The organism is Sphingomonas astaxanthinifaciens DSM 22298 (assembly GCF_000711715.1).
In the GTDB taxonomy this organism is placed as follows: domain Bacteria; phylum Pseudomonadota; class Alphaproteobacteria; order Sphingomonadales; family Sphingomonadaceae; genus Sphingomicrobium; species Sphingomicrobium astaxanthinifaciens_A.
In genome coordinates, this window is sequence record NZ_JONN01000001.1 from 756,469 (window position 1) to 772,301 (window position 15,833).

A 15,833-nucleotide genomic window follows, 5' to 3' on the forward strand; every position below is an offset into this window, starting at 1 on the left:
ATCGTCATGCCGGGCTTGACCCGGCATCCCGCTTCTTCCTTGGTAAGACGAGTAGCGGGACCCCGGATCATGTCCGGGGTGACGAAAAGGAACCCATGCGCCCCGAGCTCCTCAATCCCCTGTTCGCCGAAGTGGAAACGCTGAAGGGCGTAGGGCCGCAGGTGGCAAGGCAGCTCGGCCGGCTCGGCATCGCCCGCACGGTCGATCTTCTCTTCCACTTGCCGACCGGCGCGATCGAGCGAATCCGAGCGCCGGGCGCCGCGCCGGTGCTGCTCGGGCGGCAGGTGATCCTGGATGTGACCCCGCGCGAAGTCCGGCTGAGCCGGGGGCGGGGACCGACGCGAATCTATGCCGTGGACGGGGAGGGCAACATGCTGACCCTCGCCTTCTTCAACAATGGCGGCTGGGCCGCGAAGCAGCTGCCGATCGGCGAGGCTCGGACCATCACCGGCAAGCTCGAAAGCTACGGCGACGAATGGCAGATGGTCCACCCCGAGGTGACCGAGCCCGGCAAGGGTGAACCGGCCCTCAAGGAAACCGTCTATCCGCTGACCGAGGGCCTGACCTCGCGGCGGGTGCGCGAACTGGTCCATGCCAGCCTATCCCACGCGCCGGTGCTCCCCGAATGGGTCGAGCCCTCGATCCTCGCCCGCCAGGGATGGAAGGATTGGCGGACGGCGCTCGCCACCATCCATGCCGAGCCCGACGACACGAGCGCCCGCCAGCGCCTCGCCTATGACGAGATCTTCGCCAACCAGCTCGCGCTCCAGCTGCTCCGCCAGGTCAGCCGCCGCAAGAAGGGTGTGCCCCTGCGCGGCGACGGACGGCTGACGGGGGCGCTTAGGCTGCCCTATGCGCTGACCGGGGCCCAACGCCGCGTGGTGGAAGAGATCCGCGGCGACATGGGGCAGGAGGTGCCGATGCTGCGCCTGCTCCAGGGCGACGTCGGCTCGGGCAAGACGCTGGTCGCGCTGCTGGCGATGCTCGAGGCGGTCGAGGCCGGCGCCCAGGCGGCGATGCTCGCCCCGACCGAGATCCTTGCCCGGCAGCACCATGCGACCCTGCTCCGCCAGCTGGACGCGATCGGGGTTCGGGTCGCGATCCTCACCGGCCGCGAAAAGGGGCGAGCGCGGGAGAGCGTGCTCATGGGCCTTGCCGACGGGAGCATCGACATCCTCGTCGGCACCCACGCCATCTTCCAGGACAAGGTCGCCTACAAGCGCCTCGGCCTCGTGGTGATCGACGAGCAGCATCGGTTCGGGGTGTCCGAGCGGCTGCTCCTGACCAGCAAGGCCGAGCGCCCGCCACACCTTTTGGCGATGACCGCGACCCCGATCCCGCGCACGCTGACCCTCACCCAATATGGCGAGATGGACGTCTCCAAGATCGACGAGATGCCGCCCGGCCGGACCCCGGTCGAGACGCGGGTCATCGCCGAGGAGCGGGTCGCCGAGGTGGTCGACGGCCTTGCCCGCCATGTCGCCTCGGGCGGACAGGCCTATTGGGTCTGCCCCCTGGTCGCCGAGAGCGAGACCAGCGACGCCGCCGCCGCCGAGGAGCGGGCTGAGGCGCTCCGCCTGCGCTTCCCTGGCCAGGTCGGGCTCGTTCACGGGCGGATGAAGGGCGCCGAAAAGGACGCGGTCATGGCCGAATTCGCCGCCGACCGGCTCAAGATCCTCGTCGCCACCACCGTCATCGAGGTCGGGGTCGACGTTCCCAATGCCGCCCTGATGATCATTGAGGGCGCCGAGCGCTTCGGCCTTGCCCAGCTCCACCAGCTGCGCGGCCGGGTCGGGCGCGGCGCGGCGAAATCGACCTGCCTGCTGCTGCGCGGCGGCAGCTTGAGCGAAACGGGGCGGGCGCGCCTCGCGCTGATGCGCGAGACCAACGACGGTTTCCGAATCGCCGAGGAGGATCTGAAGCTGCGCGGGCCGGGCGAAATCCTCGGCGTGCGGCAGAGTGGCGAAGCACAGTTCCGCCTCGCGACGCCAGAGCAGGTGCAGGAACTCGTCCCCATGGCGACGCAGGACGCGCGGCTGCTGCTCGACCGTGACGGAGGCCTGTCGGGCGAGCGCGGCCAGGCGGCGCGGCTGTGCCTCTACCTGTTCGAACGCGACCAGGCGGTGGACCTGCTTCGCTCGGGCTAGGGCAGCAGCAGCCCGTGCTTCTTCTTGCCAAGGCTGAGCTTGCGCTCCGAAGTCACGGTAATGACGGCGGCAATGTCATTGACTGCTTCGCCGTCGAGCTTGACCGCGCCTTCGGCCACCTTGCGCTTGGCTTCGCCGTTCGAGGCGCAGAAGCCCAAGGCCACCAGCGCCGCCAATACCCCGATCTCGCCGCCGGTGCTGACGCTCGGGAGCGCCTCGCCCGAGCCGCCGCCGGCGAAGGTCGCCGCCGCGGTCGCTGCCGCCGCATCGGCCGCCTCGCGCCCGTGGAGAAGCGCGGTCGCCTCGGTCGCGAGCACGATCTTGGCCCGATTGATCTCGGCTCCTTCGAGCGCTTCCAGCCCTGCGATCTCGTCCAGCGGAAGGTCGGTGAACAGCCGCAGGAAGCGGCCCACGTCGGCATCGGCCGCATTGCGCCAGAATTGCCAGTAGTCGTAGGCGCTTAGGGTAAAGCCTTCAGGCCCCTCGGCATTGAGCCAGACCGCGCCGCTCGCGGTTTTGCCCATCTTGCCCCCATCCGCGGTGGTGATCAGCGGGGTGGTGAGGCCATAGACCTCGGCGCCCGCGACCCGGCGCGTCAGCTCGATCCCGTTGACGATATTCCCCCACTGGTCCGACCCGCCCATCTGGAGGCGGCACCCCAGCCGGCGATTGAGCTCGAGGAAATCATAGCCCTGCAGGATCATGTAGTTGAATTCGAGGAAGGACAGCGACTGCTCGCGGTCGAGCCGGAGCTTGACGCTGTCGAAGCTCAGCATCCGGTTGACCGAGAAATGCTGCCCGATCTCGCGCAGGAAGGGGATGTACTCGAGCTTGTCGAGCCAGTCGGCATTGTCGACCAGCACCGCGTCGGTCGGCCCGTCGCCGAAGGTCAGGAACCGCCCGAAGACCTTGGCGATGCCGGCGATGTTCGCCTTGATGGACTCGTCGCCAAGCAGCTTGCGCGCCTCGTCCTTGAACGAGGGATCGCCGATCTTGCTGGTGCCGCCGCCCATCAGGACGATCGGCTTGTGCCCCGCCTGCTGCATCCGGCGAAGCATCATGATCTGGACCAGGCTGCCGACGTGAAGGCTCGGTGCGGTGGCGTCGAAGCCGATGTAGCCGGTGACGATCTCCTTGCCCGCCAGCGCGTCGAGCGCGGCCGCATCGGTCGCCTGGTGGATGTAGCCGCGTGTCGCGAGGAGCTGGAGAAGCGAAGAGCTGTAGGTCGTCATGGTGCGCGGCGCTTAACCCAAACCGTCGCCCCTGCGAAGGCAGGGACCTCGGAAGGTTCGCACGAAATTGGCCGAGGTCCCCGCCTGCGCGGGGACGACGTGCAAATCTTCGAGAATGACGTAACTTCGCCCGATGCGCTTCGAACTCCAGCCCCATCCGACCACGGTCCCGCACCCGCCCTTCAGCCTCTGGGCGAGCGCCGAGCGGAGCGGGGCGTTCGGGGAGACCGCCACCCTCAATCTCTGGTTCGGGGTCAGCGCGCCGATCGGCCGCTTCCTCGTCCCCGGCCCAAGCGAATCGCCGCAGCGGCGCGACGAGCTCTGGCGCACCACCTGCTTCGAATGCTTTCTCAAGGAAGTGGGCGAGGACGCTTACCAGGAATGGAATTTCGCGCCCTCGGGCGACTGGGCGGCCTATGATTTCGTCGCCGAGCGCGAAGGCATGGCACCCGCCGAGATCGTCAATCCGCCCTATGTCCGGGTCGAGGACAATCTGACCTGGTGGGGGCTCGGCGCGACGCTCTCCATCCCCGCCGACCGTCGCTTCCGGCTGTCGTTGTCGGCGGTGATCGAGGAAGAGAGCGGCCGACGCAGTTTCTGGGCGCTCCACCACCCCGGCGAACAGCCCGATTTCCACCATCCCGATTGCTTCGTCGCCAAGCTTGCCTAGAGCAGTGCCATGACTGTCGCTTTCGGTATCGACCGCCTTCTCGCCGACCCCGCGCTCCGCAAGCCGCTCGAAGGCCGGCGCATCTGCCTCGTCGCGCACCCCGCCTCGGTCACCGCGGATCTTCACCACAGCATCGACGCGCTGATCGCCGCGGGATTGAACGTCACCGCCGCCATGGGCCCGCAGCATGGGCTGAAGGGCGACAAGCAGGACAATATGGTCGAGACCGAGGACGAAGTGGATCCGCGCCTCGGGATCCCGGTGTTCAGCCTTTACGGTGAGGTTCGCCGCCCGACCGGCCAGATGATGAGCGCCGCCGACGTCTTCCTGTTCGACCTCCAGGACCTCGGCTGCCGGATCTACACCTTCTGCACGACCCTCCTCTACCTTCTCGAGGCAGCGGCTGCCGCGGGCAAGGAAGTATGGGTCCTGGATCGCCCCAATCCCGCCGGCCGCCCGATCGAGGGCACGCTGCTCGAGCCCGGCTGGGAGAGCTTCGTCGGCGCCGGGCCAATCCCGATGCGGCACGGTCTCACCATGGGCGAAATGGGCCACTGGTTCGTCCGCCACTTTGGCCTCGACGTCGCCTACAAAGTGATTTCGATGGAGGGGTGGGAGCCCGAGGCCGCGCCGGGCTTCGGCTGGCCGGCGGACCGCATCTGGATCAACCCGTCGCCCAATGCCGCGACGCTCAACATGGCCCGCGCCTATGCCGGCACGGTGATGCTCGAAGGCACGACGCTGAGCGAGGGCAGGGGGACGACGCGGGCCTTGGAGCTGTTCGCCGCCCCCGGCCTCGACGCCCGGAGAATCGAGACCGAGATGCGCGCCATCGCGCCCCACTGGCTCAACGGCTGCGTGCTTCGCGAGATCTTCGTCGAGCCGACCTTCCACAAGCATGCCGGCCAGCTCTGCTCGGGGCTGTTCATCCATGCCGAAGGCCCGGCCTACGACCACCATGCCTTCCGCCCGTGGCGGGTCCAGGCGCTCGCCTTCAAGGCGATCCGCAACCTGGCGCCCGACTATCCGCTGTGGCGCGACTTCCCCTACGAATATGAGTTCGACAAGCTCGCCATCGACGTCATCAACGGCGGGCCCTCCCTGCGCGCCTGGGTCGACGACCGTGCCGCGCGGGCCGACGACCTCGACGTCCGAACCCGACCCGACGAGGAGAGCTGGGCCGAGCAGGTGAAGCCGTGCCTACTCTACTGACCCGACTCGCCGCGCTCGGCCTGGTCGTCGCGCCGGCGGCGGCCTGCGCCGACCCCGTCACCGACCGCATCTATCCCGCGCCGCAGGCCCCGATCACGCTTGCCGGCGCGCCCGCCGGAACCCGTCTTGCCAGTGTCCGCACCGGCGACGGGATCGCGCTGACCGGGTTGCTCGATCCGGGCCTGGCCGACCGGCCGCTGCTGCTCGTCTTCCACGGCAATGCCTCGTCGGCCGCGACCGCGCTCGCCTGGCTCGCGCCGCTCACCGAAGATGGCTTCGGCATCCTGACCGCCGAATATCGCGGCTACAGCGGCAATGCCGGTCGCCCGAGCGAGGCCGGGCTGGTTGCCGATGCCGAGGCCTTTCTCGCCCTTGCAAGGGCCGAGGCGAAGGGCCGGCCAGTCTGGGTGATCGGGCACAGCCTCGGCGGCGGGGTCGCTTTGGCCCTGTCACGCCGCGAGCGGCTCGACGCGCTCGTCACCATCGGCACCTTCACCCGGCTGCGCGACATGAGCGGCAAGCTGACCCGCGCCTTCGTCCCCGACGACTATCGCAACACCGACGCGGTGCGCCTGCTCGACGAGCCTTACTTCGTCATCCACGGCCTGCGCGACGCCAATGTCCCCTGGCAGCAAGGCGAGCAGCTCCACAAGGCCGCGGTCGGCAAGACGGGCGCTTCCTTCATCCTGCCGACCGCCGACCATCATCCGCCCGCGGCCGCGCTGCGGCCGGTCTTCGCCTCCATCAGCGCCCGTCTCGCGGGAGCCCCGCCGCCACCACTCGGGTCGGAAACGAAGGTGGTCGATTTCCCGACGCTCGCCGAAGCGGCGGCAGCGAGGGCGAAATGAGCCTCGACGCGCTCGACGACGCCGGGCTCGACGCCCTCATCGCGCGCGAGCCCGGGAATGTCGCGGCGCTGGCCGAGCGGGGCCATCGCCGGGCGGAGGCGGGCGATCACCGCGCCGCGGTCGCCTTCTTCAAGGCCGCGCTCGGCGCCGCGTCCGAACTGGCCCGGTCGGGGGCCTTGCCGGCGACCCTCCGCGCGCCGATCGAGCGGGCCCAGCGCGGGCTGCAGGAGGGGCATCTCGCCTTCCAGCGGCATCTCGAGGACAGCCTCGCCGCCGCCGGCTTTCCGGAAGGCCGCCGGCCCGAAGGCTTTCAGCACAGCCTCGACCTCATGCTTGGCCGCCGCCAGCTGACTGGGACCAGCATCCAGCAGCCGGGCCAATATTATTATCCGGGCCTGCCTCAGCGCCGTTATTACGAGGCAAGCGACTTCGCCTGGGCGCCGGCGGTCGAGGCGGCCGCCCCCGCGATCCGCGCCGAGCTCGAAGCCTATCTCGCCCAAGGCAACGCCGAGTTCCGGCCCTATCTCGTCTCCAATCCCGACCGCCCGCCGAGCAACTTCCACGGCCTCACCGACAATCCGGCGTGGAGCACGCTCTACCTGTGGGAGAACGGCCGGGCGAACGCGGCGGTGGCGGAGCGTTTTCCGGCGACCATGGCGGCGATGGCCTCGGTCGACCTCGCGCGTATCTCGGTCCGCGCGCCCTCGATCCTCTTCTCGCGGCTGGGGCCGGGCGCGACCATTCCCCCGCACCATGGCGCGATCAACGCGCGCCTCATCTGCCACCTGCCGCTGATCGTGCCCGGGGGCTGCGGCTTCCGCGTCGGCGGCGAGACCCGCGCGTGGCACGAGGGCAAGCTCCTCATCTTCGACGACAGCGTGCTCCACGAAGCTTGGAACAACAGCGCGGAAGACCGGATCATCCTCATCTTCGACTGCTGGCGGCCCGAGGTCCCCGCCGACGACCGCCGCGCCATCGCCGCCATGTTCGAGGCGATCGACGGCTACTGAGCAGTGCGCGGGTTCAGGCGCACGATCTGCCAGTTGAGCCAGCTCGCGAAGCTGACCCAGGCGAGGTAGGGCAGGATCAGCAGGCTGGCCTTCGTCGAGATCGGCCACAGCAAGGTCACCAGCGCCACCAGTGAAGCCCACAGGAAGATCACCTCGATCAGCGCAAGGTCGGGCCGCTTCCACTTGAAGAAGAGCGGGCTCCACAGCAGGTGCAGCACGGCATTGGCGCCGAACAGCAGGGCCACGAGCCGCTGCTCGCCCGGCCCTTGCGCCGCGTTCCAGGCGATGGTCGCCGACCAGGCGGCAAGCCCGAGGATGATCGTCCACGCCGGCCCGAACAGCCAGTCGGGCGGCTGCAACCGCGGCTTTCGCAAGGCCCGGTACCACGGCCCGATCTCGGTCAGCAGCCCGCCCGCGACCCCGAGGAACAGGGCGACCCCGATACTGACGATCGCTGCCGTGGACATCCGAACTGCGCCCTCCTGTGCCGGTCCTTTGGGACCGCGCGAGGCCGCGGGTCAATGCCCATGACGATCCCGGATCGGCAGTGACGGGATCGCCATGGGCTGTCCGGGGAGGGGGGCGGAGAAAAGCGCTAGAGGATGATGACCTTTTCCTCGAAAGGCAGATCGCGGACCAGCCTGAAGCCCGCGACGTATTTTCCGCCATCGCCCTTGTGGGTGGTGAAGAAGTGACCCCACAGGTTGGAGGGGTAGAAGGGCCCCATCGGGTGGGAGCCCATCTCCTCCAGCCGGGCGTGGTCGAACACCTCGGTCTGAGCGACCCCGATCGGATCGTCATCGGTGCCGAACAGCCAGTTGATCGCGTCGGTCAGCAGCGGGCCGACGAAGGCGAGAATGGCCTTGGTTGTCGCTCCACCGCCAAGCAGGAGCGCGCCGACGACCAGCGCGCCCTTCACCGCCGCGTCGATCTCGTCGCGGAATTTGTTGGGGTCGCCATAGTCATGCTCGTAGGCGACTGCGCTGATCGACACCGGCAAATCGGTGCCTTCCCAGCAGGCGGCGACCGGACCGATCCGTTGCTCGCCGGTGTCGACGTCGTTGTAATGGCCGGCGCCGACTGGATGCGTCTCCGTGCGGACGATATTCTCGCCGCTCGCGCTGATGTTGGCGCAGCTGGTGATGACATAGGGTTCGTCCGAGCCCCAGTTCGTCGAGCCGGTCTCGTCCACGCAACAGAGGCCCTGGTACCAGATGCCGTAGGTCGCGCTCTGAATCTCCCCGAGGGGAATGTCGCGCACCGGCTCGAGCACCTCGACGCCGCGGCCCGAGGGATCGGCCGCGGTGGTTCCGCCGCCCGCCAGGCCGCCGCGGGGATGATCATGGTCCCGGCCGCCGCCGCCACGAGGGGCAAAGGGATCGGCAATCGGGCCGCCGCTACCGCCACCGCCACCGCCACTGCGGCTGCCGAGCGTGAAGTCGTGCCGCCCCGCAAAGACGCCAAGCGCTTCATGTCGCTGGGTCTCGGGCCGGGAATCGAAGCGGCCGACCAGTCGGATCGCAGCGGCGCCGCTATTTCCGGAGCGGGAGAGCCGCTCCTGCACGCGTCGCTCGAATTCGCTTTCCGGCGGACGGCCCGCCATGACGCGAAGCGTGGTGACGAGCGCGGCGAATGCTTCAGGATCTTGAGGCGCACGAACAGGCATAGACACCTCCAAACAAGGGCCTAGGGAACGTTGTTACGCAATCGACTCGAAGAGATGAAATAATAAACCAGGCACGAATATTTGCCAAGCAAGGTCGCGCGACTTCGGTCTATTCTTGATCAATTCTGGAGCGGCCAGTCAACGACAAGTTAACGCCATCCCCACAATTGGTGGTGCTAGCCCGGGCCTTCGGTCCTACTTCTTCCGGCTGAGCGCCCGGGTCGCATCCTCGAGGCCCTTCAGCGTCAGCGGATACATGCGATCGTCCATCAGCTGGCGCAGGATCGTGGTCGAGGCCGAATGGCCCCAATAGGCCTCGGGCGTCGGATTGATCCACGCCGCGCTCTGGTAGGTGCCGGTCAGCCGCTTGAGCCAGACCGAGCCCGGTTCCTCGTTCATATGCTCGATCGAGCCGCCCGGGTGGGTCACTTCATAAGGGCTCATCGCGGCGTCGCCGACGATCACGAGCTTATGGTCGGCGCCGAACTTGTGGAGGATGTCCCAGGTGTTCGTCCGCTCGGTCCAGCGCCGGCGATTCTCCTTCCACACGCCCTCGTAGATGCAATTGTGGAAGTAGAAGTGCTCGAGATGCTTGAATTCGGTGCGGGCTGCGCTGAACAATTCCTCCACCAGCCTGACGTGGCCGTCCATCGACCCGCCGATGTCGAGGAAAAGCAGCACCTTCACCGCATTGTGCCGCTCGGGCCGCATCCGGACGTCGAGCCAGCCGCGCCGCGCCGTGCCGTCGATCGTGCCCTCGATGTCGAGTTCGTCGGCGGCGCCTTCGCGGGCGAAGCGGCGCAGCCGGCGAAGCGCCACCTTGATCGCGCGGGTCCCGATCTCGCGGCGGTCGTCGAGGTCCTGGAACTCGCGCTTTTCCCACACCTTGATCGCGCGGCCATGCTTGCCGGGCCCGCCGATGCGCACGCCTTCCGGATTGTAGCCGCCGTGGCCGAAGGGGGAGGTGCCCCCGGTTCCGATCCACTTGTTGCCGCCCTGGTGCCGGCCTTCCTGTTCCTCGAGCCGCTTCTTCAGCGTCTCCATGATCTCGTCCCACGAGCCGAGGCTCTTGACCCGCTCCATCTCCTCCGGGGTGAGATATTTCTCGGCGACCAGCCGCAGCCATTCCTCGGGGAGGGCAGGGTGCTCCTCGCCCTCGGGCGCGACCAGGCCCTTGAAGACTTCGCCGAAGACGCGGTCGAACCGGTCGAGCTTGCTCTCGTCGTGAACGAAGACGGCGCGCGCGAGATAGTAGAATTGCTCAGGCGTCCGCTCGATCACCTCGGCGTCGAGCGCTTCCAGGAGCAGCAGATGCTCCTTGAGACTGGCCGGGATGCCGCCCCGGCGAAGCGCCTCGACGAAGGAAATGAACATGGCCGCGGGCCTAGCATGAGCCGCGCCGCGGCCAAAGCGCGACGGACCCCTTGCGCCGCTGTCCCGTTATGGGATGCTTAATGTCGACAGTCTTTCCTGTCGGTTAACCTTCCCCCATCTCACTCCTCCATGTCCACCCGCGCGCGAAAGACCTGACAACTTGCGTTTCGACGACCGCCTGGCGACCGTGCTCGACCAGCCCGCCGCCGATGCGCGCGGGCGGGCCGTGCAGTGGCGCCAGCTGGTCGAGCTGGTGGCGCGCGGCGGCGAGGGCGGCAGCGAGGTGCGCGACCGCGCGCTCGAGCGGATCGCCCGGCTGATGAGCGAGCTTCCCGTCGAGACACTTGCCGCCACGGCGCGGGCGATCGCCGGGCCTCAAGTCCCGGTCGAGCTGGTCGCTTTGTTCGCGGCGCGCGGCGCGGCCGCCTCGGCGGCCCTGATCGCCGCCGCCGACCTCGACACCGCGGGATGGAGCGCGGTGCGCGCGGTCGCCGCCGATGACGTCCAGCCGCTGCTGAACGCCATCCATCCCGCCGCCGCTCCGGCTTCGGCACCCGTGCCGCCGCCGCCGGCCGCTTCCGCGCCCCCGCCCGAGCCCGCAACTTCCGATCCCCCGCCCGCGCCGCCGCCCGCGGGGCTGTTCCGTTGGGAATGCGGGCCGACCGGCGAGATCGACTGGGTCGAGGGCGCGCCCCGCGCCGCGCTCATCGGCCGCAGCCTGACCGAGCCCTTCGCCGACCGCTTCGCCGCGCGCCTGCCCTTTGCCGATGAAGCGCTGGTCCTCGCCGACGAGGGCGCAATCGCGGGCGAATGGCGGTGGAGCGGGACCCCGGCCTTCTTCCCCGATACCGGCCGCTTCGCCGGCTATCGCGGCTTCGCCCGCCGCGAAGGCATCGTCCCCGAGGACGCCGAGCCGGCCGCGCCGCCCCTGCCGCAGGACGACGACCTGCGCGAGCTGATGCACGAGCTGCGCACCCCGCTGAACGCGATCATCGGCTTCGGCGAGATCATTGAGGGGCAATATCTCGGTCCCGCCCATCGCAGCTATCGCGAGCGCGCCGGCGAGATCGTCCGCCAGGCGCGGCGTCTGGCCGATGCGGTCGACAATCTCGATCTGGCCGCCAGGCTTCGCTCGGGGCGCGCGCAGGGCGAGACCCTGGTCGCGGTCGACCGAATGCGCGAGCTCGCCGGCGACCTGCAGGAGGAGGCGCAGGCGCGCGGAATCCAGCTGATGGTCCAGGACCATGCCGGCGCGGGCGCGCTTGCGCTCCAGCCGATCCTCGCCGAGCGGCTCACCCGCCAGTTCGCCGGCGCGATCCTCGAGACGGCGGTGGCGGGCGAGCGGCTCAGCCTCGTCATCGACCGCCTCGGCGGCCAGCTCGCCATCGGGCTCGACCGACCGCGCGCGATCCAGGCGCTGAGCGAGCGGCGGCTGTTCGACGATCGCGGCCAGACCGGCACCCGCTTCGCCTTGCGCCTCGTCCAGGGACTGGCGGCGATGGTCGGCGGCCGGCTCGACATCGCGCCCGACCGGCTGGTGCTGCTGCTTCCGCTGACCCGCTGAGACGCCTCGGGGAAGTGGTCGGGGAGACAGGATTCGAACCTGCGACCCTCTGCTCCCAAAGCAGATGCGCTACCAGGCTGCGCTACTCCCCGACGGGTTCGCCCCTAGGTTAGGCGGGCATCAGGGGCAAGCGCTCAGCGCCACTGCATCGCCTCGACGCTGGCGGCGCGCAGCGCCTCGAGTTGCCCGAGCCGGCCTTCCGACCCCTCCTGGAGCTGGAGCGCGCGCAGTAGCTGCACCGCGATGTCGAGCTTCTGCAGCGCGACCGGATGCGCGGCGACCGTCGCGGCCGAGGCGCAGAGCTCGTCGCCGAGATGCTCGAGCAGGGCGATGGTCATGCTGAGGTCGTTGCCGAGCGGTCGCTGGGCCGGGGTGGCACCGGACGGCCGGCGGCCCATCCAGATCGGCACCGACACCGCGCTGTTGAAGCGGAGCCCGAGATGCTTGTCCTTGGTCCAGGCGACGATCCCCTCGGCGACCAGCGTCTCGCGGACGAGGCGCACGCGGCTTCCGGGGACGGGCAGGAGCGGCGTCTCGAGCAGGGCACCGTCGGGCGACATGTTGCGAATCCGCACCGGCGCATGCTCGCCTCCGGCATGAAGCGTGCAGGCGATGAACATGCTCGCGCGCGGGCTTCGGCGCTGTTCCGCCGGGAAGGACGCATCGGGAACTGGGTCGGACATCGCCCGCCTCATGCGCGCGAATTGTTATTTTCGCGCTAAACGAAACTTCCATTGCGGAACGATTATCGGCCCGGTCGCGGCGAGTCTTTCCCCGCGGCCCCGCAGCCTCTAGAGCCGCCGCGGGGCCTGTAGCTCAATGGTAGAGCCAGCCGCTCATAACGGCCAGGTTGGGGGTTCGAATCCCTCCGGGCCCACTTGCCCCTCAGTTCTTCTTGGGCGGGTTGTCGCGCGTTTCCTGGCGGACGTCGGCGGCGGCCTTGTCGGCGCCGTTTTCGATCTTGTCGCCGGCATTCTTCGCCGCGTCGCCGACATCGTCTGCGGCGTTCGCCAGCACCGGGCCGGCCTTCTCGGCGGCGTTCCTGACATCGCTCGCCGCGGCCTGGAGGCCGTTGCCGGCATCGTCGAGCGCCTTGTCGACCTTGGCTTCGTTGACGCTCACCGAGGTGGTGTCGTTGCCGGGATCGCGTTCGACATTGCAGGCGGCAAGGCCCAGCGGAAGGGCGATCAGCAGGAGCGAACGGTTCATGGCGTGACCTCGTTGGTGGTGTTGTCGGCGGCGGAACGTTCCGGAGGCGCTTTGGGCTCCGCGCGGGCCGCCGCATTGGCCGATGCCTTCTCGGCCTCGGCCATCAGCTGGTTGGCGCTCTCGGCGGTCGGCTCGGGGATCGGGGGCACGTCGTTCCGCTCCTCCTGCGAGCAGGCGGCGAGGAGCAGCAGCGCGAGCGCGGGAGCGAGCGCCCTCACTTGCGGCGCTTGCCCGGCCGCGGCGCGGCCTTCCACGGGGTGAGCGGCCCGGCGAGCACCGCGACCGTCGCGGTCCAGGCGGCGACATTCTGGCGGAGCTGGACGGGATCGACCTTGTCGAGCGTGTCGTCGGGGGTGTGGTGGTAATCGAAGTAGCGGGTGCCGTCCTGACTGAGTCCGACCCCGGGCTGGCCGGCGGCAAGCATCGGCCCGATATCCGAGCCCTCGGCCTCCTCGAACGAGCCGGCGACGATCCCCAGCGGCGCGAGCGCGGCGGCGATGGTCCGGGCCTCGGTCCGGCGTTCGGGCCCAAGCTTGCTGGTCACCCGCCAGATGCGGTCGGCGCCGAAATCGCTTTCGAGCATCGCCCAGTGGGGCTGGGCCCCGAGCGCCTTCTGATAGGCGGCGCCGCCGAATAGCCCCGGCTCCTCGGCGCCGAACCAGACGATCCGGATGGTGCGGAGCGGCTGGCCGGCGTCCATGATTCGCTTGGCGGCGGCGGCAGCGATCGCGACTCCGCTGGCATCGTCGATCGCGCCAGTGGCGAGGTCCCAGCTGTCGAGGTGACCGCCCACGAGCACGGGGGCAAGGCTCGGATCGCGGCCCGGCACTTCGGCGATGACATTGCCCGAGGGCTGGTCGGCCAGCGTGCGGCTGACGAGGGTGAGGTGCATCCGCACCGGCTGGCCGCGCTTGAGGATGCGGACCATCTGCTCGGCGTCGGGGACCGACAGCGCGCCAGCGGGGATCGGCGTCGCGCCATTGGCGAAGCTCTGCGTGCCGGTATGCGGATTGCGATGGTGGTCGGTGCCGATCGAGCGGACGACGATCCCGATCGCGCCCTTCTGGCTGGCGATGGTCGGACCCTGCCGGCGCGGCGCGCCGAACTGGCCGTAGCCCGATCCGTCCTGGGTTGGCGTCATCTTGTGGTCGATGAAGACGATCTTGCCGCGGACCGCCTCGTCGGGGGCGGCACGGAGCGCGTCGACGCTGTCGAAGCCGACGATCTCGCCGGTGATGCCGTCGATCCCCGTCGAGGCGCTGTTACCGAGCGCGGCGACGGCCATCTTCTGCGGGAAGGGGGCGAGGATCTCGGCCGCTTCATAGCCGCGGGTCCAGACCGGCATGGTGAAAGGCTGCACGCGGACGTTGCTGAAGCCCATGGCGGCAAGCCTCCGCACCGCCCAGTCGCGCGCACGCGCCTCGGCGGGCGTTCCGGCCTGCCGCTGTCCGACCTCGGTGGTCAGCCCCTCGGTGATGTCCCAGGCATAATCGTCGGCGAGCGCCGCATCGCGCAGCTTCGCAACCTCGGGCGGGACGGCGACGGGCGGCGGCGGCGGGGCGGGCTGGGCCAGTGCGAGGGCGGGGAGGGCGACGGCGGCGAGCAGGGCCGGGGGAAAGATACGCATGGGCACGGTGTGTAGTCCTGTCGGATTGCGGGGCAAGAACTTACGTCGCTGAGCTACAGCAGCCGCATCTGCCGTCCTTCGGGCGGGCGGAACAGGTCGCGGCGGAGCTTGAGCCTGGTCGTCCCCAGCCCGGCCTTGCGCGCCGCCTTCTCGAAGCGGGTACGGAGCAGCTCCGCCCATGGGCCTTCGCCCTGCATGCGGGTGAAGAAGTTCGGGTCGTTGTCCTTGCCCCCGCGAAGCGAGCGGATGGTCGCCATCACCTTGGCCGCGCGGTCGGGATAATGATCGTCGAGCCACGCCCGGAACAGCGGCGCGACCTCGTGCGGCAGCCGCACCGGAAGATAGAAGCCCGCCCGGGCCCCCGCCGCGGCGCCGGCGGCGACGATCGCCTCCATCTCGTGATCGGTGATCTGCGGCACCACCGGCGCGAGTGCCAACAGCGTCGGCACCCCCGCATCGTTCAGCCGCCGGATCGCCTCGATCCGCTTCGTCCCCGAGGGCGCGCGCGGCTCGAGCGTCCGGCTGATCGCGGGATCGAGCGAGGTGACCGAGACGGCGACCGCGGCCAGCCCCTTGTGCGCGGCCGGTGCAATGAGGTCGAGGTCGCGCAGCACCCGGTCGGACTTGGTGGTGATGGTGAAAGGGTGGTCGGTCTCGGTCAGCAACTCGAGGATCGAGCGGGTGATCCGCCACTTGCCCTCGATCGGCTGATAGGGGTCGGTGTTGGTCCCGAGCGCGATCGGCGCGCAGTCGTAGCCGGGCCGCGACAGCGCGGCATGGAGGAGCTTCGCCGCATCGGGCTTGGCGAACAGCCGGCTTTCGAAATCCACCCCGGGCGACAGGTCGTGATAGGCGTGGGTCGGCCGCGCGAAGCAATAGATGCAGCCATGCTCGCAGCCGCGATAGGGATTGACCGAGCGGTCGAAGCCGATGTCGGGCGAGCTGTTGCGGGTGAGGATCGACCTGGGCTTCTCGACCGTGACGTGAGTCCGACGCGGCGCCACCCCGTCGAGCGCCTCGACCGCGTCGAGCCACTCGCCCTCGACCAGCCGCTCGGGCAGGCGGAATCGCGTCGGAGTCGCATTGCGCGTGGCGCCGCGCCCCGGGATCGACTCGACTGGCATCCGGGAATCATAGCATTCGCCCGGAACAGAACAAGAACGACTTATTGTCGCAATATAAGTGAGTCGGGGCCGTCACGTGCGGGGGTTATGATCAGGCCATGGAAAAGGAAGGCTTTTCGCCCAAGCCGCAGCCAGGCCCGCGACCCAGCC

The 15,833-nt window shown here is 69.3% G+C and carries 15 protein-coding genes and 2 tRNA genes; 7 read left to right on the top strand and 10 right to left on the bottom strand.

Annotated elements, in window-relative coordinates; all coding sequences use genetic code 11:
• Positions 1-95 precede the first annotated feature (95 nt).
• Positions 96-2,147 (top strand): ATP-dependent DNA helicase RecG, encoded by a 2,052-nt coding sequence (gene recG, locus BS69_RS0103720; RefSeq protein WP_029940641.1) that lies wholly within the window; start codon positions 96-98, stop codon positions 2,145-2,147.
• Here the strand turns inward: recG and tyrS are convergent.
• Positions 2,144-3,379 carry a tyrosine--tRNA ligase gene (tyrS, locus tag BS69_RS0103725; RefSeq protein WP_029940642.1) on the bottom strand — a complete coding sequence of 412 codons (1,236 nt, stop codon included), beginning with the start codon at positions 3,377-3,379 and terminating at the stop codon, positions 2,144-2,146. The genes recG and tyrS overlap by 4 nt on opposite strands.
• 133 nt (positions 3,380-3,512) lie before the next feature.
• On the opposite strand from tyrS, the gene BS69_RS0103730 reads away from it, so the two are divergent.
• From BS69_RS0103730 to BS69_RS0103745, 4 genes are read left to right on the top strand one after another with little or no spacing between them, the layout of a single operon-like run.
• Complete coding sequence (locus BS69_RS0103730) at positions 3,513-4,049, top strand: DOMON-like domain-containing protein (protein WP_029940643.1); 537 nt, start codon at positions 3,513-3,515, stop codon at positions 4,047-4,049.
• A 9-nt stretch (positions 4,050-4,058) separates the two neighbouring features.
• A complete protein-coding gene (locus BS69_RS0103735) occupies positions 4,059-5,261 on the top strand; it encodes an exo-beta-N-acetylmuramidase NamZ family protein (protein ID WP_029940644.1) in 1,203 nt (400 codons plus the stop codon).
• Complete coding sequence (locus BS69_RS0103740) at positions 5,246-6,109, top strand: alpha/beta hydrolase (protein ID WP_051676516.1); 864 nt, start codon at positions 5,246-5,248, stop codon at positions 6,107-6,109. The genes BS69_RS0103735 and BS69_RS0103740 overlap by 16 nt, the downstream gene beginning before the upstream one ends.
• Positions 6,106-7,119 carry an aspartyl/asparaginyl beta-hydroxylase domain-containing protein gene (locus tag BS69_RS0103745; RefSeq protein WP_029940646.1) on the top strand — a complete coding sequence of 338 codons (1,014 nt, stop codon included), beginning with the start codon at positions 6,106-6,108 and terminating at the stop codon, positions 7,117-7,119. Before BS69_RS0103740 ends, BS69_RS0103745 begins: the two co-directional genes overlap by 4 nt.
• Here BS69_RS0103745 and BS69_RS0103750 read toward each other — a convergent pair.
• The 3 genes from BS69_RS0103750 to BS69_RS0103760 all read right to left on the bottom strand — a co-directional run bounded on the left by BS69_RS0103750 (position 7,113) and on the right by BS69_RS0103760 (position 10,159).
• Positions 7,113-7,586, bottom strand: coding sequence for a TspO/MBR family protein (locus BS69_RS0103750; RefSeq protein WP_029940647.1), 474 nt, complete (start codon positions 7,584-7,586; stop codon positions 7,113-7,115). The genes BS69_RS0103745 and BS69_RS0103750 overlap by 7 nt on opposite strands.
• A 128-nt stretch (positions 7,587-7,714) precedes the next feature.
• Positions 7,715-8,785 (bottom strand): hypothetical protein, encoded by a 1,071-nt coding sequence (locus BS69_RS0103755; protein WP_156956868.1) that lies wholly within the window; start codon positions 8,783-8,785, stop codon positions 7,715-7,717.
• A gap of 195 nt (positions 8,786-8,980) precedes the next feature.
• On the bottom strand, positions 8,981-10,159 hold the full coding sequence (locus BS69_RS0103760) for a vWA domain-containing protein (RefSeq protein WP_029940649.1): 1,179 nt from the start codon (positions 10,157-10,159) through the stop codon (positions 8,981-8,983).
• 160 nt (positions 10,160-10,319) lie between these two features.
• Between BS69_RS0103760 and BS69_RS13520 the strand changes: the two genes are divergently transcribed.
• Entirely contained in the window at positions 10,320-11,723 is a 1,404-nt protein-coding gene (locus tag BS69_RS13520; RefSeq protein WP_029940650.1) for a histidine kinase dimerization/phospho-acceptor domain-containing protein, read from the top strand.
• Between the two features lie 15 nt (positions 11,724-11,738).
• On the opposite strand, the gene BS69_RS0103770 is transcribed toward BS69_RS13520, so the two are convergent.
• Positions 11,739-11,815 (bottom strand) — tRNA-Pro (locus tag BS69_RS0103770).
• Between the two features lie 42 nt (positions 11,816-11,857).
• Positions 11,858-12,406, bottom strand: a complete 549-nt coding sequence (locus BS69_RS0103775) for a PilZ domain-containing protein (RefSeq protein WP_169738051.1) — start codon at positions 12,404-12,406, stop codon at positions 11,858-11,860.
• 122 nt (positions 12,407-12,528) lie between these two features.
• Here BS69_RS0103775 and BS69_RS0103780 point away from each other — a divergent pair.
• A tRNA-Ile gene (locus tag BS69_RS0103780) sits at positions 12,529-12,600 on the top strand.
• A gap of 8 nt (positions 12,601-12,608) precedes the next feature.
• On the opposite strand, the gene BS69_RS13525 is transcribed toward BS69_RS0103780, so the two are convergent.
• From BS69_RS13525 to BS69_RS0103800, 4 genes are read right to left on the bottom strand one after another with little or no spacing between them, the layout of a single operon-like run.
• Complete coding sequence (locus BS69_RS13525; protein ID WP_051676517.1) at positions 12,609-12,932, bottom strand: hypothetical protein; 324 nt, start codon at positions 12,930-12,932, stop codon at positions 12,609-12,611.
• Positions 12,929-13,150 carry a hypothetical protein gene (locus BS69_RS0103790; protein ID WP_156956870.1) on the bottom strand — a complete coding sequence of 74 codons (222 nt, stop codon included), beginning with the start codon at positions 13,148-13,150 and terminating at the stop codon, positions 12,929-12,931. Before BS69_RS0103790 ends, BS69_RS13525 begins: the two co-directional genes overlap by 4 nt.
• Positions 13,147-14,559 (bottom strand): M28 family peptidase, encoded by a 1,413-nt coding sequence (locus BS69_RS0103795; protein ID WP_029940654.1) that lies wholly within the window; start codon positions 14,557-14,559, stop codon positions 13,147-13,149. Before BS69_RS0103795 ends, BS69_RS0103790 begins: the two co-directional genes overlap by 4 nt.
• Positions 14,560-14,612: 53 nt before the next feature.
• Positions 14,613-15,683, bottom strand: a complete 1,071-nt coding sequence (locus tag BS69_RS0103800) for a PA0069 family radical SAM protein (protein WP_029940655.1) — start codon at positions 15,681-15,683, stop codon at positions 14,613-14,615.
• Positions 15,684-15,833 lie beyond the last annotated feature (150 nt).